The 23,243-nt window shown below is 60.7% G+C and carries 24 protein-coding genes and 3 tRNA genes; 15 read left to right on the forward strand and 12 right to left on the reverse strand.

Annotated features, from left to right (window positions below):
- Positions 1-69 precede the first annotated feature (69 nt).
- Complete coding sequence (locus tag HMPREF0308_RS07820; protein ID WP_005530404.1) at positions 70-984, forward strand: hypothetical protein; 915 nt, start codon at positions 70-72, stop codon at positions 982-984.
- A gap of 241 nt (positions 985-1,225) precedes the next feature.
- Here the strand turns inward: HMPREF0308_RS07820 and HMPREF0308_RS07825 are convergent.
- From HMPREF0308_RS07825 to HMPREF0308_RS07845, 5 genes are all read right to left on the reverse strand, one after another.
- Positions 1,226-1,298, reverse strand: a tRNA-Arg gene (locus tag HMPREF0308_RS07825).
- A gap of 161 nt (positions 1,299-1,459) precedes the next feature.
- Positions 1,460-3,034, reverse strand: a complete 1,575-nt coding sequence (locus HMPREF0308_RS07830) for an SLC13 family permease (RefSeq protein ID WP_005530406.1) — start codon at positions 3,032-3,034, stop codon at positions 1,460-1,462.
- Between the two features lie 195 nt (positions 3,035-3,229).
- The gene (locus tag HMPREF0308_RS14010; RefSeq protein ID WP_034657262.1) at positions 3,230-3,559 is read right to left on the reverse strand and encodes a DUF202 domain-containing protein; all 330 of its coding nucleotides are present in this window, start codon (positions 3,557-3,559) and stop codon (positions 3,230-3,232) included.
- Positions 3,560-3,928 carry a YidH family protein gene (locus HMPREF0308_RS14015; protein ID WP_005530410.1) on the reverse strand — a complete coding sequence of 123 codons (369 nt, stop codon included), beginning with the start codon at positions 3,926-3,928 and terminating at the stop codon, positions 3,560-3,562. It abuts the gene before it with no gap.
- Positions 3,929-3,944: 16 nt separating this feature from the next.
- Entirely contained in the window at positions 3,945-4,337 is a 393-nt protein-coding gene (locus HMPREF0308_RS07845) for an MmcQ/YjbR family DNA-binding protein (RefSeq protein WP_005530412.1), read from the reverse strand.
- A 132-nt stretch (positions 4,338-4,469) separates the two neighbouring features.
- On the opposite strand from HMPREF0308_RS07845, the gene HMPREF0308_RS07850 reads away from it, so the two are divergent.
- From HMPREF0308_RS07850 to HMPREF0308_RS07870, 5 genes are read left to right on the forward strand one after another with little or no spacing between them, the layout of a single operon-like run.
- Positions 4,470-5,081, forward strand: coding sequence for a DUF4178 domain-containing protein (locus HMPREF0308_RS07850; protein ID WP_005530413.1), 612 nt, complete (start codon positions 4,470-4,472; stop codon positions 5,079-5,081).
- Positions 5,082-5,087: 6 nt separating this feature from the next.
- Positions 5,088-5,570, forward strand: a complete 483-nt coding sequence (locus HMPREF0308_RS07855) for a DUF2617 family protein (RefSeq protein ID WP_005530415.1) — start codon at positions 5,088-5,090, stop codon at positions 5,568-5,570.
- Positions 5,558-5,956 carry a DUF4247 domain-containing protein gene (locus HMPREF0308_RS07860; RefSeq protein WP_080548633.1) on the forward strand — a complete coding sequence of 133 codons (399 nt, stop codon included), beginning with the start codon at positions 5,558-5,560 and terminating at the stop codon, positions 5,954-5,956. The genes HMPREF0308_RS07855 and HMPREF0308_RS07860 overlap by 13 nt, the downstream gene beginning before the upstream one ends.
- A 14-nt stretch (positions 5,957-5,970) precedes the next feature.
- Positions 5,971-6,369 carry a DUF350 domain-containing protein gene (locus HMPREF0308_RS07865; RefSeq protein WP_005530419.1) on the forward strand — a complete coding sequence of 133 codons (399 nt, stop codon included), beginning with the start codon at positions 5,971-5,973 and terminating at the stop codon, positions 6,367-6,369.
- Entirely contained in the window at positions 6,357-7,916 is a 1,560-nt protein-coding gene (locus tag HMPREF0308_RS07870; protein ID WP_005530421.1) for a polyamine aminopropyltransferase, read from the forward strand. The genes HMPREF0308_RS07865 and HMPREF0308_RS07870 overlap by 13 nt, the downstream gene beginning before the upstream one ends.
- A gap of 5 nt (positions 7,917-7,921) precedes the next feature.
- Here the strand turns inward: HMPREF0308_RS07870 and HMPREF0308_RS07875 are convergent, their stop codons facing one another.
- Positions 7,922-8,620 (reverse strand): potassium channel family protein, encoded by a 699-nt coding sequence (locus HMPREF0308_RS07875; RefSeq protein WP_005530423.1) that lies wholly within the window; start codon positions 8,618-8,620, stop codon positions 7,922-7,924.
- Positions 8,613-9,914 (reverse strand): TrkH family potassium uptake protein, encoded by a 1,302-nt coding sequence (locus HMPREF0308_RS07880; RefSeq protein ID WP_080548642.1) that lies wholly within the window; start codon positions 9,912-9,914, stop codon positions 8,613-8,615. Before HMPREF0308_RS07880 ends, HMPREF0308_RS07875 begins: the two co-directional genes overlap by 8 nt.
- A gap of 175 nt (positions 9,915-10,089) precedes the next feature.
- On the opposite strand from HMPREF0308_RS07880, the gene HMPREF0308_RS07885 reads away from it, so the two are divergent.
- Positions 10,090-11,496 (forward strand): NAD-dependent succinate-semialdehyde dehydrogenase, encoded by a 1,407-nt coding sequence (locus HMPREF0308_RS07885; protein WP_005530427.1) that lies wholly within the window; start codon positions 10,090-10,092, stop codon positions 11,494-11,496.
- Positions 11,497-11,932: 436 nt separating this feature from the next.
- Here HMPREF0308_RS07885 and HMPREF0308_RS07890 read toward each other — a convergent pair.
- Positions 11,933-12,024, reverse strand: a tRNA-Ser gene (locus tag HMPREF0308_RS07890).
- Between the two features lie 74 nt (positions 12,025-12,098).
- Positions 12,099-13,244 carry a PucR family transcriptional regulator gene (locus HMPREF0308_RS07895; RefSeq protein ID WP_005530432.1) on the reverse strand — a complete coding sequence of 382 codons (1,146 nt, stop codon included), beginning with the start codon at positions 13,242-13,244 and terminating at the stop codon, positions 12,099-12,101.
- Positions 13,245-13,344: 100 nt separating this feature from the next.
- Here HMPREF0308_RS07895 and HMPREF0308_RS07900 point away from each other — a divergent pair, with 100 nt between their 5' ends.
- Both HMPREF0308_RS07900 and hisC read left to right on the forward strand, forming a co-directional pair.
- The gene (locus HMPREF0308_RS07900; RefSeq protein WP_005530434.1) at positions 13,345-15,018 is read left to right on the forward strand and encodes an alpha-keto acid decarboxylase family protein; all 1,674 of its coding nucleotides are present in this window, start codon (positions 13,345-13,347) and stop codon (positions 15,016-15,018) included.
- Positions 15,019-15,028: 10 nt separating this feature from the next.
- Positions 15,029-16,075 (forward strand): histidinol-phosphate transaminase, encoded by a 1,047-nt coding sequence (gene hisC / locus HMPREF0308_RS07905; RefSeq protein WP_005530435.1) that lies wholly within the window; start codon positions 15,029-15,031, stop codon positions 16,073-16,075.
- A gap of 21 nt (positions 16,076-16,096) precedes the next feature.
- On the opposite strand, the gene HMPREF0308_RS07910 is transcribed toward hisC, so the two are convergent.
- The gene (locus tag HMPREF0308_RS07910; protein ID WP_034657333.1) at positions 16,097-16,354 is read right to left on the reverse strand and encodes a MoaD/ThiS family protein; all 258 of its coding nucleotides are present in this window, start codon (positions 16,352-16,354) and stop codon (positions 16,097-16,099) included.
- Positions 16,355-16,438: 84 nt separating this feature from the next.
- Here HMPREF0308_RS07910 and HMPREF0308_RS07915 point away from each other — a divergent pair, with 84 nt between their 5' ends.
- Genes HMPREF0308_RS07915 through HMPREF0308_RS07930 form a run of 4 tightly spaced genes read left to right on the forward strand, consistent with a single transcriptional unit; the run spans position 16,439 to position 19,497 of the window.
- Complete coding sequence (locus HMPREF0308_RS07915; protein WP_005530439.1) at positions 16,439-17,590, forward strand: molybdopterin molybdotransferase MoeA; 1,152 nt, start codon at positions 16,439-16,441, stop codon at positions 17,588-17,590.
- Positions 17,590-18,060: a MogA/MoaB family molybdenum cofactor biosynthesis protein gene (locus tag HMPREF0308_RS07920; protein ID WP_005530441.1), complete on the forward strand. Its 471-nt coding sequence runs from the start codon at positions 17,590-17,592 to the stop codon at positions 18,058-18,060. Before HMPREF0308_RS07915 ends, HMPREF0308_RS07920 begins: the two co-directional genes overlap by 1 nt.
- Positions 18,050-18,496 carry a molybdenum cofactor biosynthesis protein MoaE gene (locus HMPREF0308_RS07925; protein ID WP_005530444.1) on the forward strand — a complete coding sequence of 149 codons (447 nt, stop codon included), beginning with the start codon at positions 18,050-18,052 and terminating at the stop codon, positions 18,494-18,496. Before HMPREF0308_RS07920 ends, HMPREF0308_RS07925 begins: the two co-directional genes overlap by 11 nt.
- Positions 18,493-19,497 carry a ThiF family adenylyltransferase gene (locus tag HMPREF0308_RS07930; RefSeq protein WP_005530446.1) on the forward strand — a complete coding sequence of 335 codons (1,005 nt, stop codon included), beginning with the start codon at positions 18,493-18,495 and terminating at the stop codon, positions 19,495-19,497. Before HMPREF0308_RS07925 ends, HMPREF0308_RS07930 begins: the two co-directional genes overlap by 4 nt.
- A gap of 190 nt (positions 19,498-19,687) precedes the next feature.
- On the opposite strand, the gene HMPREF0308_RS07935 is transcribed toward HMPREF0308_RS07930, so the two are convergent.
- Positions 19,688-19,772: transfer RNA gene (locus HMPREF0308_RS07935), tRNA-Ser, on the reverse strand.
- Positions 19,773-19,877: 105 nt separating this feature from the next.
- On the opposite strand from HMPREF0308_RS07935, the gene HMPREF0308_RS07940 reads away from it, so the two are divergent.
- Positions 19,878-20,834 carry an NAD(P)H-quinone oxidoreductase gene (locus HMPREF0308_RS07940; protein WP_005530448.1) on the forward strand — a complete coding sequence of 319 codons (957 nt, stop codon included), beginning with the start codon at positions 19,878-19,880 and terminating at the stop codon, positions 20,832-20,834.
- A 34-nt stretch (positions 20,835-20,868) separates the two neighbouring features.
- Here the strand turns inward: HMPREF0308_RS07940 and HMPREF0308_RS07945 are convergent, their stop codons facing one another.
- Positions 20,869-22,125, reverse strand: a complete 1,257-nt coding sequence (locus HMPREF0308_RS07945; protein ID WP_005530450.1) for an aminotransferase class V-fold PLP-dependent enzyme — start codon at positions 22,123-22,125, stop codon at positions 20,869-20,871.
- 240 nt (positions 22,126-22,365) lie between these two features.
- Between HMPREF0308_RS07945 and wzm the strand changes: the two genes are divergently transcribed.
- Positions 22,366-23,217 (forward strand): galactan export ABC transporter permease subunit Wzm/RfbD, encoded by an 852-nt coding sequence (wzm, locus tag HMPREF0308_RS07950; RefSeq protein ID WP_046645839.1) that lies wholly within the window; start codon positions 22,366-22,368, stop codon positions 23,215-23,217.
- Positions 23,218-23,243: the final 26 nt, after the last annotated feature.

Below are 23,243 nucleotides of genomic sequence, written 5' to 3' on the forward strand. Positions count from 1 at the left end.
TGCAGCTTTCCCCGGTAGCCGGTTACCCCACCTCTTGTTAAGCTGAGCGCAGCATCAACGGGGGAAACGATGACTGCACTACTTGTTCGGGGGCTAAGTAGGTCCCAACTTGTCACGCGTCTGCGGCGTGGGGACATCACCAAAATTGCGCGCGGTATCTACGTGTGGGGAGCTCCGACGCCGCTGGAGGTTCTGCAAGCGGTCCAAGAATACAAAGCGACTGTGATCGCCGCCGGCCGCACCGCGGCACAGCTCTATTTAGGCCATGAGCTGACGACTCCGCTGGAGCTGCGCGGACCTGCACGCTTGCCGACGTCGCCTTTCTACTCACTGCGCCGCACTAAGCAAAACGCCTATCGGATGATCGATGGCATCCGGGTGGCCAATCCGCTTCTCGCCATCGAGCGGCTCGACGCCGCCCTGGCGGTGGAGCTGTGCGAGGCCCTCTACTCGACGAAGGAAGGCAGGGAGGCCATCGAGCGGGACCGAGCGGAGTTTCGCCGACTGTCGGCGCACGCGCAGAAGGTACTTACGCAAGCTGCACTGTTTACCGACTCTTCTGCGGAGATACTAGTCATCCGCGCTTTGAAGGCGCGCGGGCTGAAGGTGGAGAGCAACTATCTCATTGGGGCGTATCGGTGGGACATTGTCTTGCCGGACTACAAGATTGCGATTGAGATAAACGGTCTGCAATTCCACTCGGCGCTCACGCCGTGGATTAGGGACCACTGGAAGAACAACGAGGCCGTCCTGCGGGGCTGGCGCACGTTGCACTATACCGGCCATTGCGTGAAATACCACCTGAACTACATCGTGGAGCAGATTTGTACTGCTAATCAGCCCGCCTGGGAGAGGCGCTACTACCGCGGAGTGCGCAGCTGGCACCGCGCGTTGGGTCCGGCGCCGTGGGAGGGAGCTCTGGAGCCGCCGCCCGAGCCGGACTGGGTGAGAGACATCGACTTTTCTCAGCAGGAGCCGCAGTAAGCGGGCTGTCTGTGGCTTTCGCGGCGGCTAGGGCTTTGGCTGCGGCTCGGATCTGCATAACTGACAACAAAGCCCTTCACTTGGCCTCCACGAGCGCTCTCGTTGGCAACTACGCAGATCCTAGGTGGCGTCCACGGGTGAAAGCCGAGGGCTAAGCAACCGGTAAGTGACCCTAGAAATATAGGCACACCGTGAAACGAAGAAACCCCTAGCCTGTTTAGCAAGCTAGGGTTAAATTTTGTGCGCCCGGAGGGATTCGAACCCCCAACCTTCTGATCCGTAGTCAGATGCTCTATCCGTTGAGCTACGGGCGCAGTCCGTTGACGTTGAGCGTCAAGCGCTCTCTGCAACGTTGATTAACTATAGTGCTGTTGCCCAGAAGCAGCAAATCGCCAGGCCACAATACGTTTTTACGCATTGTTAACCTGGCGTTCGGCACCGGATAGGTGCCTTGCCCGCACGCAGCAGACAGTGTTTACAGCACCAAGCCGAAGACCGGCACGGCCAGCAGGTAGACCGTCAGCGTAATGAGCACACAGCCAATGAGGTTGAGGCCGACGCCACCCTTGATCATGTCGCCAATCTTGACGTAGCCAGAGCCGTACGCAATCGCGTTCGGCGGGGTCGCAACCGGGAGCATGAACGCGCAGGTAGCCGCGAGAGCAACCGGGATGGTCAGCAACAGGATGTTGATTTCCCCGTTGGTAGTCAGGCCAATACCCACGGCCACACCGCCCATAATCGGCAAGAAGGTAGCCGCCGTTGCGGTGTTGGAGGTGATCTCCGTCAGGAAGAGGACGAGCAGGGCGACCGCCGCGATTAGCAGGATGGTCGGCAAGCCGCCCAGGCCCTTGGCCATCTCACCAATCCACAGGGAGAGACCGGAGTTGTTAAACATCGCCGACAAGGACAGGCCACCGCCGAAGAGAAGCAGCACGTCCCATGGCATCTCGTTGGCAGTCTTCCAATCCAGCAAGCGCACGCCGGACTTAGCGTCGGCAGGGATAGCGAATAGCAGCAGGCCAGCCGCGATGCCGACGATAGCGTCGTCGTAGTTGGAGTCCTCGCCCACTAGGAACGGGACGGCAACCCAAGAGATCGCAGCACTCAAGAAGATGATCCCGGTGAGAATCTGGGGCATGGTCCACGGACCGAGAGCCGCGATTTCCTTGTCGATGAGCTCCTTACCACCAGGAATACGGTCCATCTCCGGCTTGAAGATAGTGATCAGCATGAACCAGGCAACGAACAGGAAGATGATAGCCAGCGGCATACCGACAATCATCCACTTGCCGAAGCCCAGCACGATGTCATGAGATTCCTTCATGTAGCCAGCCAGCAGGGCGTTCGGCGGGGTACCAATGAGCGTGCCCAGCGAGCCGATGGAAGCCGAGTAAGCAATACCCAGCATCAGGGCCGTTGCGAACTTCTTCTGGTTCTTCATGCCACCAACCGTCTCAGCAGTCAGCGCCAGCACGGAGGTACCAATCGGCAGCATGACCACTGCGGTAGCAGTATTAGAGACCCACATGGACAAAAAGCCCGTGGCCAGCATGAAGCCCAAAATCAGGCGCTTGGGCGAGGTGCCCACAACCTTCACCACGGCCAGCGCCATACGGCGGTGCAGGTTCCAGCGCTGCAGAGCCAGCGCGATAAGGAAGCCGCCCATAAAAAGAAAGATGGTCGCCGATGCATAAGGCGCACCGACCTCTTTAATCGTGCCCACACCAGCCAGCGGGAAAATAACCAGTGGGAGCAGAGCGGTCGCTGCAAGCGGAATCGCCTCGGTCATCCACCACACACCCATCAGGATGGTCACGGCCGCAACCGCGCGAATTGCCCCGTATGTGTACTCCTCTTCTGGGTCAGCGCCGGAAGACTGCAGAACAGTCTCCACTGCATTGGATGGGAAGAGGAACCACACCAACGCAGCCAGGGCTACGCCAAGGAAAAGGCCAATCACCATGCGGCGCCATTCGCTCTGCTTTACGCCGTGGTCGTCTTCACCTTCTACATGTGCTGTCGATTCGTGTGTATGCGGTGTTGTCATGCAGTTCTCCCTGGATTGTCCTCGGCTTGGGGTGTGCAACGGGGCGTTTCGCAGCGGAAAATAAATACCCACGTTCGCGAAAACCATACAACTTGGACCAACGCAAAACTAGGAAATCGTTTCTATTTACCCCCACTGTTTATGAAAAATCGACTAGCCTACCCCCTCGGGCCCACTAGCCAACGTTGTAACAGTTCAGCTTTGCAAGGAAATGGTGCTACCCCCACCGAGTCCTACAATGGCCAAGAGCGCGAGCAAAGACACGGCCAAGGCAAGGCTAGCGAGAGCCGCGGCGCCGGGAAGTGGAGTGCGGGAGGCGAGGGCGGCGTCGTAAAGCGCGGCGCGTCGATGTACCCGCCAACCCAACCATGCGCACACCAGGCCACCGCCCACGTAGACCGCCAGTTCCGCGTTTGACCAGGGAATTTCACTGCGCAGCACCACCAACGCCACCAACGCGAAAGCCAACAGCGTGCGCTGCCAGGACAGGCGCGTGCGCTCGGGCTGCAATCCGACGTCGTACATCTAAGACATCAACTGACCTGCGAGGATGAGCGCGCCCACCATGATGACGAGCCCCACGAGCAGAGGCATCGCGGCATTCGGCGGCAGGGGCTTTTGTTCACGCATCGCGCTTTCCGACGCCGCCCAATGCGCCCACGCCACCGCCGGCAAGACAATGGCGACCACCAGCATGATCACGGAGATGATACGGGTCAGCGTGCCGTGAATCGGGAGATCGAAAGCCTGCAATGCAACGCCGCCTGCGATGAAAGCAAGCGAGGTACGAATCCATGCCAAGAACGTGCGCTCGTTGGCCATGCTAAAACGCGGATCGGGCTCTGTGCCTTTTTCATAGACAAAGCGTGGGAACCGGCCATTAGATTTATCCATTGCGTTTTATACTTCCTTAACGCACTGCCTCTTGCCACCCGGCAGGGCGCTGCGCCTTAGGCTGCTTTTGCACCACCGCGGCATAGGATTCCTGGACGAGCTCCCGAACTAACTTGGGGTTTATCGAATCCCCGGGATACACGGTGTACCAGTGCCGCTTATTCATGTGATATGCAGGGCCGATGTCGGCATAACCAGCCTGCAAAGCGGTGACATCCTCCGGCGGAGCTTTGAGAATGATGGCTTTCTTTCCACCGAAAGGCTTATTCGCAGGCATTGTGGTGGCCAGCATGAACCACTTTCCGCGCACCCGCCAGGCTCGCCAGCCTTCGACGAAGGGATAGGACTCGGCGTCAATGAGTTCTGCTGCAGCATCGCTCGCAATAGAAATAAGCTCTTTTTCGTTCATACGCCGACCTAAAATCCATCGAATTGAAAACGACAATTCCCCAGCTTAATGCGTAGGACTATCGGACGTCCAAGGTGTGAGCTAGGGTGGCTGCTACAGACCTAAGCTAAGCAAAGAATTAAAGGGCCAGTCATGAACAAGATTTTCTTTCTGCTCGCCGTGGTTTTGTTAATTGCGGCCATCTACATGTTCTTTAAATCGCGCCAAGCCAAGGCGGCTAGCGCGCAGGAGACGGGCGATACCTTCTCCAAGGATTACTTCGCCGAGGCCAAAGGCCAAAACGAGTTCAATCCAGAAAAACTTGGTCCGGGAGCAATCATCCGTTACGGCGCCACCGACTACGTCGTCCGCGGCACCCTGACCTTAAATGAAGGCCCTTATTACTGGTACGAGTACCTGCTCGACGGTGGAGATAACTCCTCCTGGTTGGGAGTCGAGGTCGATGAAGGCCAGCTCAATCTCACCTGGTGGACCTCCCGCAAGGGCGCAGGCGTCACACCAGGTCGCGGCACCGTGGAATTCGAGGGAGTTACATATAGTGAGGACGAGCGTGGACATGCGCGCTACACCTCTACCGGCACCACCGGCCTGCCAGAGTCCGGCGAGATGCGCTACGTAGATTATTCCGCGGGTGAAAAGCTGCTGGGCTTTGAGGGCTGGGCCAACAATGACAGCTGGGAGGTATCCACCGGCCGCACCATGCTGCCGGGTGAGTTCACCGTGTACCCAGCTCCGAAGGCATAGGCCGCAGTGGAGGTTCTAGATTGCCCCAGCGCTGACGTCAGTGCCGCTGACTTAGGGCTACGCTTAAACGGCCCGCGCCCGCAGGCGTTGAGCACGACCATGCTTCACGGTTCCGATGGCCTGCGGCTTGAGCTGGATATCATCGGCGCTTCGCATACTGCCAGCGTTTATCGCGGCGAGACGTTACTCTTCCGCGAGGAGATCTCCTGCCACTGTGAGGGTCCGCTGCCGCAGGCCTACGGTGAGGTGACGGGCTACGAGCTGAAGACGGACGTCGCCAAGCATGGGGCGGATAACTTCGCCGCAGAATTTCAGCGGGTGTCGAGCACGGATTGGCACTCTGCACAATTTCCCGGGCAGGGCGAGTACCACGTCACCGCCCTCAAGGGCACCGCACCCGAAGACTGCGCAGGCTTCGAGTGGGAAACGGTGCATATGTACCCTGCAGAAGAATTAATCGTGAAGACTACAAGTAGGTGGATTCCGTGAACTATGACAAAGGCTGGAAATGGTCACTGGTCTTCGCCGTACTTTTCGCAGTGATTGGCGGTCTGACGTCACCCGGCGTTACTGGCGCTCCCATCAGGTCAGGCGCCTGTCAGGCAAACAATGTTCAGGCAGAGGCCAACCGCCTTGCAGCAGAGCACAAGCCGAAGGCGCGCCAATTCGATCCCGCAACGGGCACGGAGTACCTGCGCTACCGCAAGCAGATTGTCAAGGTCGAGCCCACTGGCCCGCAGAACTGTTCCGTGCGCGTGGAAAATCTCGATCACTTCCACGACGGCACCTATATCTTCTTAGGCCCTGGTTTTAGTCCCTCCTCCCCTTCCCGTTCTTCCGGCGGCTCCTCCGGGTCTTCCGGCGGCGTGAAATAGAAAGGCGTTAGTTCATGCTCGATTCAATCCTGGCCACCTTTGCTTATTTCGGTGTTGCAGCGGTGCTGCTACTCGCCGGCTTCGTAGTTCTGGATCTGCTCACTCCAGGCAAGCTTTACCGCGCTGTCTTCGTTGATCATCACGTCAACGCTGCGGTCATCGCTTCCGCCCAGCAGATTGCCCTGGGAGCGGTGCTTGTTACCTCCATCGTGCACTCTTTTGACCTGCTAGAAACCGCTGTCTACGGCCTAGTCGGCATCGTGCTGCAGGCACTAGCGTTGGTCATTTTGGAGGCGCTTATCCCCGGCCGTTTCCGGGATCTGGTGGAAGATACCAAGCCCCGCGCGGGCGCCTTCTGCGCGGGCGTCATCCTCCTCGTCGTCGGCGTAATTAATGCCGCATGTCTGACCTAAACGCTTCCCCCGCCGCAGATCCGCTGGTCCGCTCGCGCGCCTGGCGGGTAGCTCTGCTTATTTCCGTCTGTATCTGCGCAGCTTCGGGCTTAGTCTACGAGCTGGCCTTGCTGACGCTGTCCACGAGCCTCAATGGCGGCGGCATCGTAGAGACCTCGCTGATCGTGGCAGGCTACGTCGCCTCCTTGGGCGTGGGTGCGTTGATGGCCAAGCCATTCTTGTCGTGTCCGGCGAGTTCTTTCCTCATCGTCGAAACCTTGCTCGGCTTGTGCGGCGGCGTGAGCGCCGTGGTGCTCTACATGGTCTTCGCACTTGTCGGCCAGTCCACCCTCATTTTGGTCGTAGCGACGCTGATCATTGGCATTTTGGTGGGTATGGAAGTGCCACTGCTTATGACGCTGATTCAGCACGGGCGTACCTCGAATGCTGAGGATTCCGGCTCGGTGGTGGCCAACCTCAACTTCGCGGATTACCTCGGCGGCCTGCTGGGCGGTTTGGCATGGCCATTTGTCTTGCTGCCGTGGCTGGGCATGATTCGTGGCACCGCTGCGGCCGGCTTGGTCAACCTCATCGCCGCACTCGTGGTTGCGCTGCTTCTACTGCGCACGGTGCTCGCCGGCAAGCAGCTTCTAATGCATGTCCTCGCGCTGCTGGGCGCTATCGCCTTGCTGCTTACTCTCATCATCCGCAGCGAATCCATAGTGGTAACCGCCCGGCAATCGCTCTACGATGATCCTGTCATTTACGCCCATACCTCGGATTACCAGGACATCGTGGTGACCAAACGCGGCAAGGATTCACGCCTCTATCTCAACGGCGGCCTGCAATATTCCTCCCGCGATGAGTACCGCTACACCGAGTCCCTGGTCTATCCCGTGCTGCCTGCCGAGCCAGCCGGGCGAGTGCTCGTCATCGGCGGCGGCGATGGCTTAGCCGCGCGCGAGCTGCTCAAGATGGACTTTAAGGTCACCCAGGTCGAGCTCGATCCCGAGGTAGTGAACGTGGCCAACACGGTCCTGCGCGAGGACAACGGGGGCGCCATGGAAGATCCCCGCGTGCGGATCCTCAACGAGGATGCGTTTACCTGGTTGCGTTCGGGCGGTGATCACACGCTTTACGACGCCGTCCTCATCGATCTACCCGACCCCGACTCCGCCGCCATGGCCCGTCTTTACTCGGAAGAGTTCTACTCCATGGCGCACAAGATGCTCGCTCCCGGCGGCAAAATGGTCGTGCAAGCAACCAGCGCTTTTAGCACTCCCGATGTGTTCTGGCGTATCGATTCCACACTGCGTTCCGCCGGCTGCCCCACCGTGCCTTATCACGTGCACGTGCCCACCTTTGGTGACTGGGGCTTTGTAGCTTGCGCGGAGGAAATCTCCGTGCCCAACTACGCTCCCCCGCTGCGCTACCTCGATGATGCGACTCTCGAGGCCGCGCAATCATTCGGCTTAGATAACCAGCCGCGCGACCTGCCGGCCTCCACGCTCGATCATCCTTATGTGGTCGATGACCTGCGCCGCGGATACCGCCAGGCAGGGGACTAAGAATACTAAGACCCAGCCCCGGAGAACTTCTCCAAGGCGATGGGGCTGCCGGCAATCACGATGAGATCCGTCGGGTTCAATTGCTGGCCTTTCTCAACAGGCATCCAGTGGCCATAGTCCTTGCGCACTGAGACCAGCTGCACGCGATGTTTTTCCCACGTTTTCTGCGGATCTAGTGGGGTTTGAACCAAGTGCGCGGGCGGAGTGAGCTTGGTAACGCCATAGTCCTCGGCGATTTCGGCGAAATCTTCGAACTTGCCGCCGAGCAAGTGCGCAATGCGGCGGCCGGTGTCGCGTTCTGGGCGGATGACGTGGTGTACGCCCAGCTGCAGCAGGATGCGTGCATGCGCGTCGGAGTCCGCCTTCGCCCAAATGTCCTTTACGCCGAGTTCTACCAGATTGGAGGCGGTCAAAATGGAGTCCTCTAGGTGCGAGCCGATGGCCAGCACCACGCGGTCCACCTCGTCGATGCCCAGCTGGTGCAAGACCTCGGCGTCGGTTGTATCAGCTTGTACTACCTCGGTGAGAACCGGCGAGTAATCGCGCACGAACTTCTCGCAATTGTCAATGCCGAGCACCTCAACGCCATGATCCATAAGTTCACGTGCCAGGGAAAAACCGAAGCGCCCCAAGCCGATGACCACCACTGCGGGGATGTCGATGGATTGCTTTTCGTGGCGCAGCGCGCCGAAGATGTTAGCCAATGAACGGCCTTTCTACTGGGTAGCGATAGTGACGGGTAAGGGTACGTGCGGCCAAAGCGGCCACTAGCGTGGTCGGCCCAACGCGGCCAAGGTACATGATGAAGCACAAAATAATCTGGGAAGGCGCGGTCAGGTTGGCCGTAATACCTGTAGACAAGCCAACGGTGGCGAAAGCCGAGAGCACCTCGAAGGTGATCTGATCGGTGGAGAATTGCGGGTTCAAAACCACGAGGGTTCCAACTCCGAACATCACCACTGCCACACCGGCCACAGTCAGGGCGAGCGCCTGGCGCGTAATCGAATTTGGCAAACGGCGCTTACCGATGGTGGTGTCCTCACGGCCCAGGAACTCCGCCGCCATCGCCGCAACGAGCACGCAGGTGGTGGTCACCTTCACGCCGCCGGCCGTACCGGCGGAGCCGCCGCCTATGAACATCAAGATGTCCGAGGCCATCAAGGTAATGGAATGCGCCTGCCCGTAGTCGATGGCATTAAAGCCCGCGGTACGCGGCGAAGCGCTAATGAAGAAGCTATTGAGCAGCTTGGTGCCAAACGGCATGTCCGCCAGCACGCCGGACCACTCAGCCACCAAGAAAAACGCCATGCCGCCGAAGAGCAAAATGGCAGTTCCCACCAGCGTCATCCGCGCGGTAATGGACATGTGGTGCACACGCGGCGCATGCCCTCGCAGGGCGAGCTTGAACCGGCCGCGGATACGGCGCACTATCTCCGCCAACATGGGATAGCCCAAGCCACCCACGATGAGCGCAAAGGCCACCGGCAGCAGAATCCACGCATCGGTATTAAAACCAATCATATTGTCCGAGTACGTACTAAAACCCGCGTTGTTAAATGCCGAAATCGCGTGGAAGACACCCTCCCACATCGCGCGCAGCACCGGGACGCCATGTGCGAAATGCAGGCGCAGGGCCAAGAGGACAGCAACTGCAGCCTCGCAAACGAGGGTGGCGAGAAAAGTAAACAAGAGGGTACGGCGAATGCCGCCGGCTACGGGGCGGCCCTCGGCGGCCGTCGAGCGCCGCGCTTTCAAGCTGATGCGTCCGGTTAAAAGCATGCCGGACAAGGAAGCAAGCGACATGATTCCCAAGCCGCCGAGCTGGATGAGGGCAATAATTACCACTTGGCCGAAGGGAGTCCAGTACGTGCCGGTGTCTTTAACGATGAGACCGGTCAGAGAGACAGCGGAAGTCGCTGTAAAGAAAGCGTGCAAAGGAGGAGTCCACTGCGTGCCTTCGGTAGAAAAAGGCAGCATCAGCAGGAATGTCCCCAGCATGATGAGCAGTAAAAAGCCCAAAGCTGTCACGCGCGCAGGACCAAAGATGCGGCTTCGGTTCTGCGAAGAACTACGTTTCACAAATAGGGATAATAGACCTCTTCGGGCGATTTACCACTCTTATAAGTGACTAATTTTTCTTGAAGGCTCGGCACATCGCGGGTACACAGGGGACATGAGTACTTTTGCACTTGAGAACCCAAACACCGGCGTCTCCGAGGAGACCTTCGACCGCATCAATGACTCCGACCGTGACGCGATCCTGGACCGCTCCACGGAAGCCTTCAAGAGCTGGTCCCGCACCTCAATCGAGGAGCGTGCAGCCATCCTCTTCCGCACTGCGGAACTCTATGAAGAAAACGCAGACAAGCTAGCCGAGCACATCGGCCGTGAGATGGGTAAGCTCACACGCTGGGCAAAGGGCGAGATTCAAATCGTCGCTGACATCTACCGCTGGTACGCCGAGCACGCCCACGAGCTGCTCGCGCCCGAGTACTTGGCGGCCCAGGGCGCGCAAAAGACTGTTGTTCGAAAGGAGCCGCTCGGCCCGCTGCTGGGCGTTATGCCATGGAACTTCCCGTACTACCAGGTTGCCCGCTTCGCGGCGCCGAACCTTTTGCTGGGTAACACCATCGTGCTCAAGCACGCTTCCATCTGCCCGCTGTCTTCCCAGGCCTGCCAGGATCTCCTGGAAGAGGCGGGTCTGCCGAAGGACGCTTTCATCAACATCTACGCTTCCGGCTCCCAGATGGATGCCTTCGTGGCGGACAAGCGCATCAAGGGCGTTTCCCTCACCGGCTCTGAAGCAGCCGGCGCTGCGGTGGCAAAGACCGCGGGTGAGAACTACAAGAAGTCCGTGCTGGAGCTCGGCGGCAACGACCCATTCATCATCATCGATGACAAGAAGCTCGAGTGGACCCTCGATCAGTTCGTACCAATCCGCATGTACAACACCGGCCAGGCCTGCAACGCCCCAAAGCGCCTGATTGTGTTGGAAGATTTCTACGATCGCACCCTCGACTACCTTGTGGAGAAGATCGGCAACCTCAAGGTCGGCCCATACGACGACGAGAATGCCGACATCGGCCCACTGTCCTCCATCGGTGCCCGCGACGAAATCATCGAGCGCCTCGACAAGGCTGTTGCCGATGGCACCGCCACCGTCCGTGTGGGTGGCAAGAAGGTAGACCGCGACGGCGCCTACATGGAGCCAACGCTGCTTAGCGACGTCGATCCTTCCGCCGAGATCGCCTGCAACGAGATCTTCGGCCCAGTCGCAGTCATCTACAAGGCAAAGGACATCGACGAGGCCATCGCAATTGCCAACAACTCTGACTATGGCCTCTCCAGCTCCGTGTGGGGTTCCGACCTCGACAAAGCCTTCGAGGTGGCGCAGCAGCTTAACGACGGCATGACCTTCGTCAACGAGGCTTCCGTCACCGCTGCCGGCCTCCCGTTCGGCGGCATTAACCGCTCCGGCTACGGCCGCGAGCTCGAGCGCTGGGGCGTGGGTGAGTTCGTCAACGAGCACCTCTACCGCATCAGCGGCCAGGACGACGCGGGCCTCTCCCCGGCGATGTAAGTACTCGAGCCCGCTCTTCCGAAGCCGCACCCCGTCCTGCCAGCTCATCACTGGTGGGGCGGGGTTCGCCTTTTACTGCGGCCACAAATGGTGAGGTCACCCCGTAACCACTGCGGTTCGTGTTAAGCGCTGTGATTATTGTTGGGTGACCTCACCATCTACTCCTCACCGTCTAGACCTCACCACCTAGCGGCAACCACGGTGCAGCACAAGGACGCCTCTAAGAAACGGTGGCACAGCCGTATCGCCGCACGCGCTAACCCGCCTGGTTGACTACCTTCCCCTATCCGATTCCCATGCAGAGAGCTACAACGACAAAGAATCAGCGTTATCGAGCTCCAGGCTCAGCGGCGGCAATAACCGCACAGCCCCACAATGGGGACTTAAGCAAAAAGTCTCGAGACAGCGCGTAAACGATGTCTCGAGACTTCTCAAGTGGCGGAGACGAGAGGATTTGAACCTCCGGACCTGCGCAAGCAAGTCAACTCCTTAGCAGGGAGCCCCATTCGGCCGCTCTGGCACGTCTCCAGCGATTCGCGATGAATCTTCGCTTACTTTACCCGAGCCCCTCCACGCGTGCCAAACAGCCCCCTCACTACCGTCTAACTGCTTAAGTTATAACGACGATTAAGCGCCGCATGCAGCTTCAATGCCATATACAAAGCGGCACAGCGCCAGCCATCTTCGAGGGCAGCCGAGCCCAGAATCTCACGGACGCGGTCTAGGCGATAATGCAAAGTAGCACGGTGAATATAGAGCGCGGCGGCTGTGTCATTGACGTTGCGAGAATGCTCGAAATAGCAAAGCAGACTTTCCCAGTAGCTATTGCGCTTGGCGTCTAAAAGCAGCGCGGCATCGGGGCTCAGCGCGCGCACGGTAGCCGGACTCAGATCCCATCCCAACAGCGCGCGCCAGGCGCCAGCCACAGCCCAGTCCATCGCAGGTTGCCCGGTCAGCCGCGCAACGTCGGCCATGAAACGAGCCCGACGCGCAGTGGGCGCACTGCCCCGCGCACCAATCTGCGTTCCCGCCGTAAGGGCCGCGGAAGCAACCTCCTCAATCAACGTTTTCGTGTCTTGCTCGTCGCGCGGGGATTCCACGATGATGAGCGAATCGTGCAAGTCCAGGGCTAGAAACGGACGCCGCCGCAGCGGACGGGCGAGCTCCATCGACAGCTGGACCAAGTCACCGTCTACGTCGATACGATGAATGAGCACTTCCCCATCACGCGGCAAAAGGTCGCGCTCGCGGGCTATGGCCAGCGCACTTTCATCACCCGCAACGATGTCACGGGCTAAATCACCAAGCTGCTGCGCACGAGTGGCCAGATAAGCATCGCGCTCGTCTACCAACTTGGTCAGCGTGCTCAGTTGCGGAGAAACGGTGGCAAGAGCGGCGTCGGAAAGCGCGTGCTCATCAATGATCCACACGTGCCCTACCAGTTCAGGGCCGTGGCGCAACGGAATAACCACGCGCGGGAGCATGTCATATTCCGCATTCGCCGGCAGGCGCACCGGGGCAGAAGATTCCTGAATGCCATAACTGAGCATCCACGGGATCGGCTCCGGCGGCGGGGTGCGCTCCAGAATCGAAGCCACGCGGTGACTATCCACGGCGCCCAACTGCGCGCTTGCCGCAATCACGTTGATAGAGGGAGTGGTTACCTCCACCGAGCATTGCAACTGCCGCGCGATGTCATCGGCTAGCTCTTGAATCCGTGCCAGGTTCGGCACCGTCGGTTTCGACATATGTCAAAGATACTTCTCTATGTTGACTAATGACAACAAAAATGTGACCTACGATAATCGGAAAAGCACGTTTTATCGCTAACAAAAGAAAGGGCTCGCAATGCAGACCACCGTCGGCGAATTTATCCTCGACCGCCTCAAGGCCATCGGCATCTCCGAGATCATCGGAGTTCCCGGCGACTTCAACTTGAGCTTCCTCGAGCAGATCGACGAGGCCGAGGGCATCCGCTTCGTTGGCGCCTGCAACGAGCTCAATGCGGCCTACGCCGCTGATGGTTACGCCCGCCAGCGCGGCGTCGGCTGTCTGCTCACCACCTACGGCGTGGGCGAGCTCTCCGCGCTAAACGGCATCGCCGGCGCCCGCGCTGAGCACGTCCCACTCGTTTCCATCGCCGGCGCTCCGCCGCAGTACGCCACCGAGTTCCGCTGGAACCTGCACCACACGCTTGCCGACGGCGACTTTGCCAACATGCTCGATGCCATCGCACCGTTTACCGAGGTAGCCACCCGCGTTTCCCCGATGAACGTGGTCGAGGAATTCGACCGGGCCCTGCACACCTGCCTGCGTGAGAAGCGCCCAGTGCACATCCAGATCCCTTCCGACATCACCCACTTGACCATCGAGGTCCCGGATACGCCTTTCTCCACCGAGCTGGCTTCCTCCGACAAGGAGCGCCTCGAGGCTGCGGCCGATCGCGTGCTGGAGCGCCTCGCTGCCGCTAAGGACCCGATCATCCTCATCGATCAGGACACTAACCGCCACGGCTTCGCCGACAAGTTCCGCGCCATCATCGACAAGGCCCAGCTGCCCTACTCGCAGCTTTCCTCCGGCAAGGCCATCCTCTCCGAGCGCGACCCGCTGTTCATCGGCACTTACAACGGCGCGGCTTCTGCCCCGGGCGTGCAGGAGCGCATTGAGAACTCCGACTTCCTGGTCACCACCAACCCTCGCTTCATCGAGGTCAACTCCGGTTCCTTCACCCACGATCTCGACAACGCGCACGTGTTCAACTTCGGCGATCAGCACCTCAACGCCGACGGCGAGTTCTTCGTAGGAATTAACACGCTGGAGCTTCTCGACGTCCTGCTCGAGCGCATCCCTGCCAAGAAGCCGATCGGCGGCGAGAAGTTCGTTCCGGAGACCTTCGAGGTGGAAGCCGACGCCGCCCTGACGCAGGCTCGCATCTGGCAGCAGATGCTGGGATTCATCCAGGAAGACGACGTTGTTATCGCTGAAGCGGGCACCTCCAACATTGGCCTGGGCCCGCAACGCATGCCTGAAGGCGTGCAGTACATCAACTCCACCATCTGGGGCTCCATCGGCTTTACCCTACCGGCAGTACTCGGCTCCCAGCTGGCCAACCCAGAGCGCCGCCACGTGCTCTTCATCGGTGACGGTTCCTTCCAGCTGACCGCCCAAGAGCTGTCCACCATCCTGCGCCAGGAGCTCAAGCCCATCATCGTTCTGGTCAACAACGATGGCTACACCATTGAGCGCTTCATCCTCGGCATGGAGCAGGAGTACAACGAGATCCAGAACTGGAACTACAACGAACTGCCGAAGGTCTTCAAGGCGGACACCACCATGGAGTCCTACTCCGCCAAGACCGAGGGGGAACTCAAGGACGCTCTGGAAGACATCGCCGCTCACCCAGAACGCGGGGCATTCCTCGAGGTGCACCTCGACCCATTCGATGCGCCGAAGGGCCTGCAGGCTTTCGGCCCGCTAACCGCAGACTTCGATTTCGGCCCCCGCGGCCCGCGCAACGCTTAAGGTAGTACCCATGATTCGCCCAGACCTTTCTTCGCTGCCCGTCTATGTTCCGGGTGCACGCAACGAAACCGCACTAAAGCTCTCCTCCAACGAGGCCACTCAGCCGCCACTCCCCGAGGCCCTCAAGGCCATGGAAGCCGCAGCTGCCGACGCCAACCGTTACCCAGACATGGGCGCCATCGAGCTGCGCAGCGCCCTTGCTGAGCACCTCGGCGTGACCTTGGAGCAGGTTGCTGTGGGCACCGGTTCCTCGGCTATCTGCCAGCAGCTGGTGCAGATTACGTGCCTGCCTGGCGATGAGGTGGTCTTCCCATGGCGCTCCTTCGAGGCCTACCCGATCTTTGCGCAGGTAGTGGGCGCTACTCCGGTGGCGGTTCCGCTCAACGCTGAGCACCGCGTGGACCTGCCCGCCATGGCACAGGCAGTCACGGACAAGACCAAGGTCATCTTCGTGTGCAACCCAAACAACCCCACAGGTTCCATCATCACCAAGAAGGAATTCGACGAGTTCCTCGCCGCAGTGCCGGAAGACATCATCGTGGCCCTCGACGAGGCCTACATCGAGTACAACCGCAACGACTCCGTGCCGCTGGCCACCGAATACATCAAAACGCACGCCAACGTCGTCGGCCTGCGCACGTTCTCCAAGGCTTATGGCCTGGCAGGTGTGCGCGTGGGCTACGCCTTCGGCTCCCAGGAGATCATCGAGGCCCTCAACAAGGTAGCCATCCCGTTCTCCGTGAACGCCGTGGCTCAGGCTGGTGCCGTGTACTCCCTGGCAGCGCAGGATTCGCTACAGGAGCGCACCGACGAGGCAGTGCGCGAGCGCGACCGCCTCACCGAGCGCTTCGCCGAGTTCGGCGTCCCAGCTTCTGAGGCGAACCACATCTGGTTCCCTGCTTCAAACATCGAGCAGCTGGGCACCCCGCAGGAGGTCGCGGCCAAGCTCGCAGAGCAGGGTGTCCTCGTGCGCGCGTTCCCGGAGGGCATCCGCATCTCCATCACCACCGCCGAGGAGACCGAGGTTCTGCTGAAGGCCTGGGAGGCTGCCTTCTAAAACGAAGCAGGCCTTTAGGCTCTAGCCGCCAGCAAACGGCGGCAACACATCGACGCGCGTCGCGCCCTCTAGGGTGGCGGCGCGCTCGGCGTTTTTGCCATCGACCAGGAAGGTACAGCGCTCGAGGACCTCGCCCAGGCCCATTCCAGCTTCGGTGGTCCCGGTGTGCGTGGTGGCCAGTTCGTTGAGGAGCTCGCCGAGAGTCGCGGGGGCGTCGACAAGCTCATGGCTCACGCCGGCCGCAGCGCGTGCGGCAGCGAAATAGTGAATTTCAACCATGTCTGCCACTATGCCAGTTTTTGCATTAAAAGTGCCGTTAAAATTGGAGAGGTTAACCAGACACATAAGGAGAGGCACGCCAGCATGCGCAGTTACGAAGAACACCTAGCAGCTATCCGTGGAGCACTACCTGCACCGACGGTGGTGACCCGCTCCCTGCTGGAAGTTGACGGTCTCATCCTCGCCCGCACCATCACCGCAGCTTATGACATGCCGCGCTTCGACAACTCGCAGATGGATGGCTACGCCATTACCTCCACCACCGGCGGCACCTTCACCGTCGGCGCCACCGTGGCAGCCGGTGCTGTGCCAGGTTCCGCCCGCGATGGCATCGCAACTCCCATCATGACCGGCGCGAAGGTGCCCGAGGGAACCGTCACCATCGTGCCTGTCGAGCAGTGCGAGCCGCCGCAGTTCCCGCGCGAGGGCGAAACCGTGACCATCCCCGCAGCCCCTGAGGGCCAGTTCATTCGCCTTGCAGGTTCCGACATCGCCGCGGGCAAGGTCCTCGTCGAGGAAGGCACCCGCCTGACCCCGGCCGCCATCGGCACGCTGGCCTCCCAGGGCATCACCGAGGTCGAGGTCTACGCGCCTGCCCGCATCGTCGTGTGCACCGGCGGCGCGGAAATCGGCGGCCAGGGCGCGGCCAGCATCCCGGACGCAAACGCCCCGATGATCGCCGCGTTGTGCCGCGAGTACGGCATTGAGGTTGTGGCCTTTGTCCGCACCAACGACGACCCAGGCATCCTGCGCTCCGATCTCGAAGGCGTGGTTCGCGTCTACCAGCCCGATGCCATCGTCACCTCTGGCGGTGTGTCCCACGGCAAGTTCGAGGTGGTGCGCCAGGTCTTCGAGGAGGATGGCTGGTTCGGTCACGTGGCTCAGCAGCCTGGCGGCCCGCAGGGATTGGCCAAGCTTGGCGACGTCCCCGTCATTTGCCTGCCCGGCAACCCCGTGTCCACGTTGGTCAGCTTCCGCGTCTACCTCGGCCCGGCGTTGGGTCGCTCCCGCGCGGCACACACCGCGCAGGTCACCGTTCCTGTCACCGGCTTGAAGGGCCGCGATCAGTTCCGCCGCGGCATCGTGGACTACGAGAATGGCATCGCCACCGCGGAACTCTTCAGTGGCACCGGGTCGCACCTGTTGTCCCAGGCCATGAGCGCCAACGCCCTCATCCGCATCCCGGCCGGCGCACAGCTGCAGCCGGGCGATGTCGTTGAGGTGATCCCGTTCTAATGGCCCGCCGCGCAGTAGTAATTGTGGCCTCCACCCGCGCAGCCGCGGGCATCTACGAGGACCGTTCCGGCCCCATCGCGGTGGAATTCCTGCGCCGCATGGGTTTCGATACGCCCAACGCACTCATCGTCCCCGATGCGGAGATCGACGAAGCCTTGAACACGGTCTTCGCGGAGGGCCCCTCGGTGATTCTTACTTCCGGCGGCACGGGCATTTCGCCTGACGACGCCACTGTCGAGGCCGTCTCCGCGCACCTAACCAAGGAGCTGCCAGGGATTGCGCACGCGTTTTACGCGGCGTCGGCAAGCGTGCCCACTGCTGCGCTCTCGCGTACAGTCGCTGGCGTCAACGCCCGTACCTTTGCCATGGCTTTGCCTGGCTCAACGGGCGGCGTGAAGGATGGCTGCAAGGTGTTGAAGCCCTTGTTGCCGCACATCATCGACCAGTTGGAAGGAAAGCATGAGCACTGATCCTTCGTATGTCAGCGCCGATACCGGAAAGGTTCTCGGGGCTTTCATGACCGCGGAACCGATCGAATACCCAGAGGTGGCCACCGCCGCGATGGGTGCGGTGGTTACTTTCGAGGGAATCGTGCGCAATCACGACGGCGGCCGCGGCGGCGTGGAGCTGCTTACGTATACGGCACATCCTTCGGCCGATGCGGAGATCGCGCGCGTGGCAGATGAGGTCATCGCCGCGCACCCCAAGGCCCGTTTGTGGTGTGCGCATCGCACGGGTGACCTGCACGTTGGCGACGCCGCCTTCGTGGTCATCGCCGCCGCGGCACACCGCAACGACGCATTCGCTGCTGCTGCGGAATGCGCCGACCGCGTGAAAGCGGAGGTTCCCATCTGGAAGGAACAGCGCCACGCGGACGGTTTTAGCAATTGGGTGGGATTGGAATGAGCATTCGTTACGCGCGCCAGGAAGCACTATGGGGTGAGGAAGGCCAGGCCAAGCTGGCTAATGCCACGGTGGCGGTGATTGGTGCCGGCGGGCTTGGCTCGCCTGCCCTGCTCTACCTCGCGGGTGCGGGCGTGGGACGCATCCTGCTTTTCGACGACGACGTGGTCTCCCTTTCCAACCTGCAGCGCCAAGTCATCCACGGTATGGACGACATTGGTGGCCCGAAGACCGTCTCCGCGGCGGAGACCCTCCACGCGCTTAACCCTGATGTGCGGGTCATTCAGCACCCGCGCCTGGAATCGGCGACGGCCCTGAAACAACTAGCTGAGGCCGACATCCTCCTTGACGGCACCGACAACTTTGAGGCCCGCTACCTGTGCTCGTGGGCCTGCCACGAGCTGGGTATTCCGCACGTCTGGGCCTCGATTTTGGGATTCGATGCGCAGCTTTCCGTCTTCTGGTCTGGGCACGGTCCGGTCTACGAGGACGTCTTTCCCACGGCACCTGCCCCTGGCTCTGTGCCGTCGTGCTCCCAAGCCGGCGTGCTGGGCCCAGTCGTGGGCACGGTGGGTTCTGCCATGACCTTGGAGGCGCTCAAGCATCTCACCGGCACGGGTTCCCTGCTCATGGGCAAGATCGGCTACTACGATGCGCTTTCCGGCACGTGGGAGTACATCCCCGTCGTATCCGGCGGCGCGGCGCCTTCGCAGCCTGCCGACGCCCCCGAGGTCCGAGAGATCCCTTCCGGTTACCGCATCATCGATGTGCGCACCGCTAAAGAGCGCGCTGAGCATTCCATTCCCGGCTCCGAGCACTTCCTTTTGGACCGCATCCTGGCGGGTGAGAACCCGCAGCTCGGCCATTACGAGCCTGCCGTCATCTACTGCGCCGGCGGCATCCGCTCCGCCCAGGCAGTCGCGGCCCTGCGCGAGCGCGGCTACACGCAGGCCTTCTCCCTGCGCGGCGGCATCAACGCCTGGCTCGAGCAGAATACCGCGTAGGCAGCCCGTATTAAGGAAACCGAAGACAGTCCACGGCGTATGTACCTCTGTGTGTATTTAGCGTGTCTAAATCACCAGGTGTCTGGCCGCTATTTACATATAGCGGTACATGAAACCACGCGTGGCGATGCGAAGCGCGAAAAAGTCTCGAGACACCATCCACAGGAACGATGTCTCGAGACTTACACGGCGGAGACGGCGGGATTTGAACCCGCGGTGGTTTGACCCACGCTGGTTTTCAAGACCAGTGCATTCGGCCGCTCTGCCACGTCTCCTTGTCTTGCGACTCACTTAGCCTACTAAACCCACCAAGCGAGTTCACATTCCCCCACCCAGTTCTCCACCCAAGCAGGGTCTGCTTTTCGTTAAGCTGGGCGAGCATGAAAGCTATCGTGCAAACCAACCCTGAGGATCCGGGCGCGCTGGAGCTAGGCGTCGTCGAAAAGCCACTGCTCCATCCCGGGGAGGTGCTCGTCAAAGTCCACGCTGCCGGCGTTAACCGAGCAGACCTGCTGCAGGCCCGCGGCCACTACCCGCCGCCACCTGGCGCATCGGAGACGATCGGCCTTGAGGTCGCCGGTGAGATCGTCGATGCCAACGGCACCGAGTGGACCGAAGGCACCCAGATTGGAGCACTTCTCGCGGGCGGCGGTTACGCCGAGTACGTTGCGGTTCCCGTCGGCCAGCTCCTGCCGATTCCCAAAGGCTTCTCACTCACCGACACCGCATCCGTCATCGAGGTCGCGTGCACCGTGTGGTCCAACCTTGCCATGGAGGCAGGGCTGCGCGAAGGCCAGACCATCCTCATCCACGGCGGCGCGGGCGGCATCGGCCTGTTCGCAATCCAGGTGGCTAAGGCTCTGGGCGCCACGGTCGCCGTTACTGCGGGCTCACAGGAGAAGCTCGATACCTGCAAGAGCTATGGCGCGGACGTCCTCATTAATTACAAGGAGCAGGACTTCGCCGAGGAGCTCAAGAACCAGTGTGACGTTATTCTCGACATCATCGGCGCGAAGTACCTCAAGCAGAACCTCAAGGCACTAGCCACCGACGGTCACTTGGTCACCATCGGCCTCCAGGGTGGTACAAAAGAGGAGCTCAACATGGGTATCCTTCTGGCCAAGCGCCTCACCCTCCAAGGCACCACTCTGCGTTCGCGCTCACTTGAGGACAAGGCCGCCATCGTCGCGGACACCGTCAAGCACGTCTGGCCCTGGCTCGAGGACGGCACGGTCAAACATCATCTCCACGGCACTTTTGCGCTTGCCGACGCCGCCGCTGCCCACCGCGCGCTCAACTCCGGCGAGGTCACGGGCAAATTGGTCCTCGAGGTGTAGACCGGCCCCGCATCCGCAAGACGGTTCCGCAGCACTAAGCCAGCGAAGCCACCACGCGGGTGAGCTGCTCGACGTCATGATGCGTGTTGAATGGGCCCAGTGCCACGGTAACGGCACCGCCAATTTCGTCGGCACCCATTTCAGTCAGCAGCGGAGTGCGGGAAGCCAGCGTGGTTACCAAGCCGTTGTCAATGAGGCGACGGTGCACAGTCTCCGCGGGAACGCCCTGCACGGCGAAGGTCAGGCGCGGCAGCCTATCATCTGAAGCACCCGCTGCCGCCTCGCCCGTCACGCCTAGGATGTGCACGGCAGGCAAGGTGCCTAGGTACGTATATAGATCCGCGGTGAGCTCGCTTAAGTAATCACTCAACGCGTCCATCGACTTATGCACGCGCACGCGGCGGGAGCCGGCTTCGCCACCCGCCAGCGCAGCAAGGTGATCCACCAAGGGCCCAACGCCGCCGGCCAGGCCAGTGGACACGGGAGTCTCAAGTTTTTCAGCAGTGTGTGAAGTCTTGGCCGGACTATACGATTCAACCCTGCGGAACATCGCTTCATCACGGAATACCAAGGCCGCGATCTGCGGGCCACCGAGCAGGCCTATATCGATACCAAGGATGTCTGCCCCAAGCTCGTCGAACTCGAGAGGTCGATAGGGGGCGAGCGCGGAGACATCGACAAGCGTCCATGCACGCGAGCGCGAGCGGATCGCTTCGAGGATCTCAGCAGTAGGTGTCACAGTGCCCAACAACTCATGGGCGGCGGAGAAGGAAACGAGACGGGTGGAGCCGTCGACAAGCTCGGCATACTGGAACGCCGGAAGCTCACCTGTGCCGAGGTCCGGCTGTGCCCAACGCACGTCCGCATCAACTTCCGCCAGCGCGGTGTAGAGCGCAGGCGGATCGAGCTTGGACAAAACGACAGAAGAATTGTGCCGCAGCATGGGGCGCAGGCTACGCGCCAGCGTCTGGTACAGCGCCGACAGCGAAGGGCCTAAGACAACGCGGCCAGCCTTCGAGCCCACGAGATCCGCGATCGCCATGCGGGCCGCGCCGTAATTACGCGCGCCCTCAAGCTGCCCCGGCGTGCGGTTCGCGGAGTGCGCACCAGTGGAATCTTCCTGCGGGGCCACCGCCGCCGACATGCGGAAGGAACGAGCAACGCCTGCGGCCACTCGCTCAGAAATCTGGGGCGCAGCGTTTGCGTTGAGGTAGGTCCATCCGTCCGATAGGCCAGTGTAAAGACCTCGCACGCTGGCAACGTCATACCTCGATGGCAAGCCTAATGGCATGTATATAACCTTCCTCCGTGCCTTTCATTGGTTCCCAAACGCAACGATTTTCGGGGCCGCTGTGGGGCGATCGACACCCTACTCTATACGTGTTTCCCTCCGGATTCCTAAAACAGGATAACCGCTGGTCTCAAGCATTTTCCCAGTACAAACGGCGTGTAGATACCCGTTTAGCCTGGATGCACGCTAGGGTGTTTTGACGTGCAAGACAACAATCAATTGCGCGCCGACATCGCCCGCATGACCTCCACCCCGGAGTCAAGCGAGGTGCCGGCGTCCCAGTCCATGACCCTGCGGACTGCTTTTGCCGACCTTATTCAAGGCGCCAAGCAGCGCGAACTGTGGTTCATGCTGGGTATTCAGGACATCAAGCAACGCTACCGCCGCTCCGTTCTCGGCCCCTTCTGGATCACCATCGCCACTGGTGTGATGGCTGCTGCTTTGGGCCTTTTGTACTCAATGCTGTTCCAGATCCCCGTCGCGGAGTTCCTCCCCCACGTCACCGTGGGTCTTATTATGTGGAACTTCATCTCGGGTGCCATCAAGGAGGGCTCAACCGTCTTCATTGATAATGAGGGACTGATTAAACAGCTGCCGGCTCCGTTGTCGGTCCACGTCTATCGCCTGGTCTGGCGGCAGACGCTCTTCTTGGGCCACAACCTAATCATTTGGTTGCTGCTCATCATCATCTTCCCCCGCCACTTGGGTTGGGAGTTCTTCCTGTTCATCCCGGCGCTGGCGCTGTTGCTGGTCAACGGCGTGTGGGTGGCCATGTTCTTCGGCATCGTGGCAACGCGCTTCCGCGACGTCGCACCGCTGCTTGAGGCACTGACGCAGCTGTTGTTCTACGTCACGCCGATTGTGTGGATGACCAACACCTTGAAGGATCAGGGCGGTGCTGTAGCCAGCCGTGCACGCATTGCGGAAATTAACCCGCTGTATCACTACATGGAGATCGTCCGTGCTCCTATGATCGGTGAACCTGTCGCCGGCTATCACTGGCTCATTGTCATTGCCTGCACGCTTGTGGGCATCTTCGTTGCCGGCTTAGCCATGCGCCAGTGGCGCTTCCGCGTGAGCTACTGGGTGTAGCGCAAGCTGCACGAAAGGATCTTCAA

Source organism: Corynebacterium striatum ATCC 6940 (assembly GCF_000159135.1).
GTDB lineage: Bacteria > Actinomycetota > Actinomycetes > Mycobacteriales > Mycobacteriaceae > Corynebacterium > Corynebacterium striatum.

Bases quoted from the DNA above. Each gene is read 5' to 3' on its own strand.
- HMPREF0308_RS07830 (WP_005530406.1), bottom strand. From the start codon at position 3,034: ATGACAACACCGCATACACACGAATCGACAGCACATGTAGAAGGTGAA.
- HMPREF0308_RS07915 (WP_005530439.1), top strand. From the start codon at position 16,439: ATGCGCAGTTACGAAGAACACCTAGCAGCTATCCGTGGAGCACTACCT.
- hisC (WP_005530435.1), top strand. From the start codon at position 15,029: ATGATTCGCCCAGACCTTTCTTCGCTGCCCGTCTATGTTCCGGGTGCA.
- HMPREF0308_RS07920 (WP_005530441.1), top strand. From the start codon at position 17,590: ATGGCCCGCCGCGCAGTAGTAATTGTGGCCTCCACCCGCGCAGCCGCG.
- HMPREF0308_RS07865 (WP_005530419.1), top strand. From the start codon at position 5,971: ATGCTCGATTCAATCCTGGCCACCTTTGCTTATTTCGGTGTTGCAGCG.
- HMPREF0308_RS07885 (WP_005530427.1), top strand. From the start codon at position 10,090: ATGAGTACTTTTGCACTTGAGAACCCAAACACCGGCGTCTCCGAGGAG.
- HMPREF0308_RS07880 (WP_080548642.1), bottom strand. From the start codon at position 9,914: ATGCTGGGGACATTCCTGCTGATGCTGCCTTTTTCTACCGAAGGCACG.
- HMPREF0308_RS07900 (WP_005530434.1), top strand. From the start codon at position 13,345: ATGCAGACCACCGTCGGCGAATTTATCCTCGACCGCCTCAAGGCCATC.
- HMPREF0308_RS07845 (WP_005530412.1), bottom strand. From the start codon at position 4,337: ATGAACGAAAAAGAGCTTATTTCTATTGCGAGCGATGCTGCAGCAGAA.
- HMPREF0308_RS07930 (WP_005530446.1), top strand. From the start codon at position 18,493: ATGAGCATTCGTTACGCGCGCCAGGAAGCACTATGGGGTGAGGAAGGC.
- HMPREF0308_RS07820 (WP_005530404.1), top strand. From the start codon at position 70: ATGACTGCACTACTTGTTCGGGGGCTAAGTAGGTCCCAACTTGTCACG.
- HMPREF0308_RS07940 (WP_005530448.1), top strand. From the start codon at position 19,878: ATGAAAGCTATCGTGCAAACCAACCCTGAGGATCCGGGCGCGCTGGAG.
- HMPREF0308_RS07895 (WP_005530432.1), bottom strand. From the start codon at position 13,244: ATGTCGAAACCGACGGTGCCGAACCTGGCACGGATTCAAGAGCTAGCC.
- HMPREF0308_RS07910 (WP_034657333.1), bottom strand. From the start codon at position 16,354: ATGGTTGAAATTCACTATTTCGCTGCCGCACGCGCTGCGGCCGGCGTG.
- HMPREF0308_RS07850 (WP_005530413.1), top strand. From the start codon at position 4,470: ATGAACAAGATTTTCTTTCTGCTCGCCGTGGTTTTGTTAATTGCGGCC.
- HMPREF0308_RS07945 (WP_005530450.1), bottom strand. From the start codon at position 22,125: ATGCCATTAGGCTTGCCATCGAGGTATGACGTTGCCAGCGTGCGAGGT.
- HMPREF0308_RS14010 (WP_034657262.1), bottom strand. From the start codon at position 3,559: ATGTACGACGTCGGATTGCAGCCCGAGCGCACGCGCCTGTCCTGGCAG.
- wzm (WP_046645839.1), top strand. From the start codon at position 22,366: ATGACCTCCACCCCGGAGTCAAGCGAGGTGCCGGCGTCCCAGTCCATG.
- HMPREF0308_RS14015 (WP_005530410.1), bottom strand. From the start codon at position 3,928: ATGGATAAATCTAATGGCCGGTTCCCACGCTTTGTCTATGAAAAAGGC.
- HMPREF0308_RS07870 (WP_005530421.1), top strand. From the start codon at position 6,357: ATGTCTGACCTAAACGCTTCCCCCGCCGCAGATCCGCTGGTCCGCTCG.
- HMPREF0308_RS07925 (WP_005530444.1), top strand. From the start codon at position 18,050: ATGAGCACTGATCCTTCGTATGTCAGCGCCGATACCGGAAAGGTTCTC.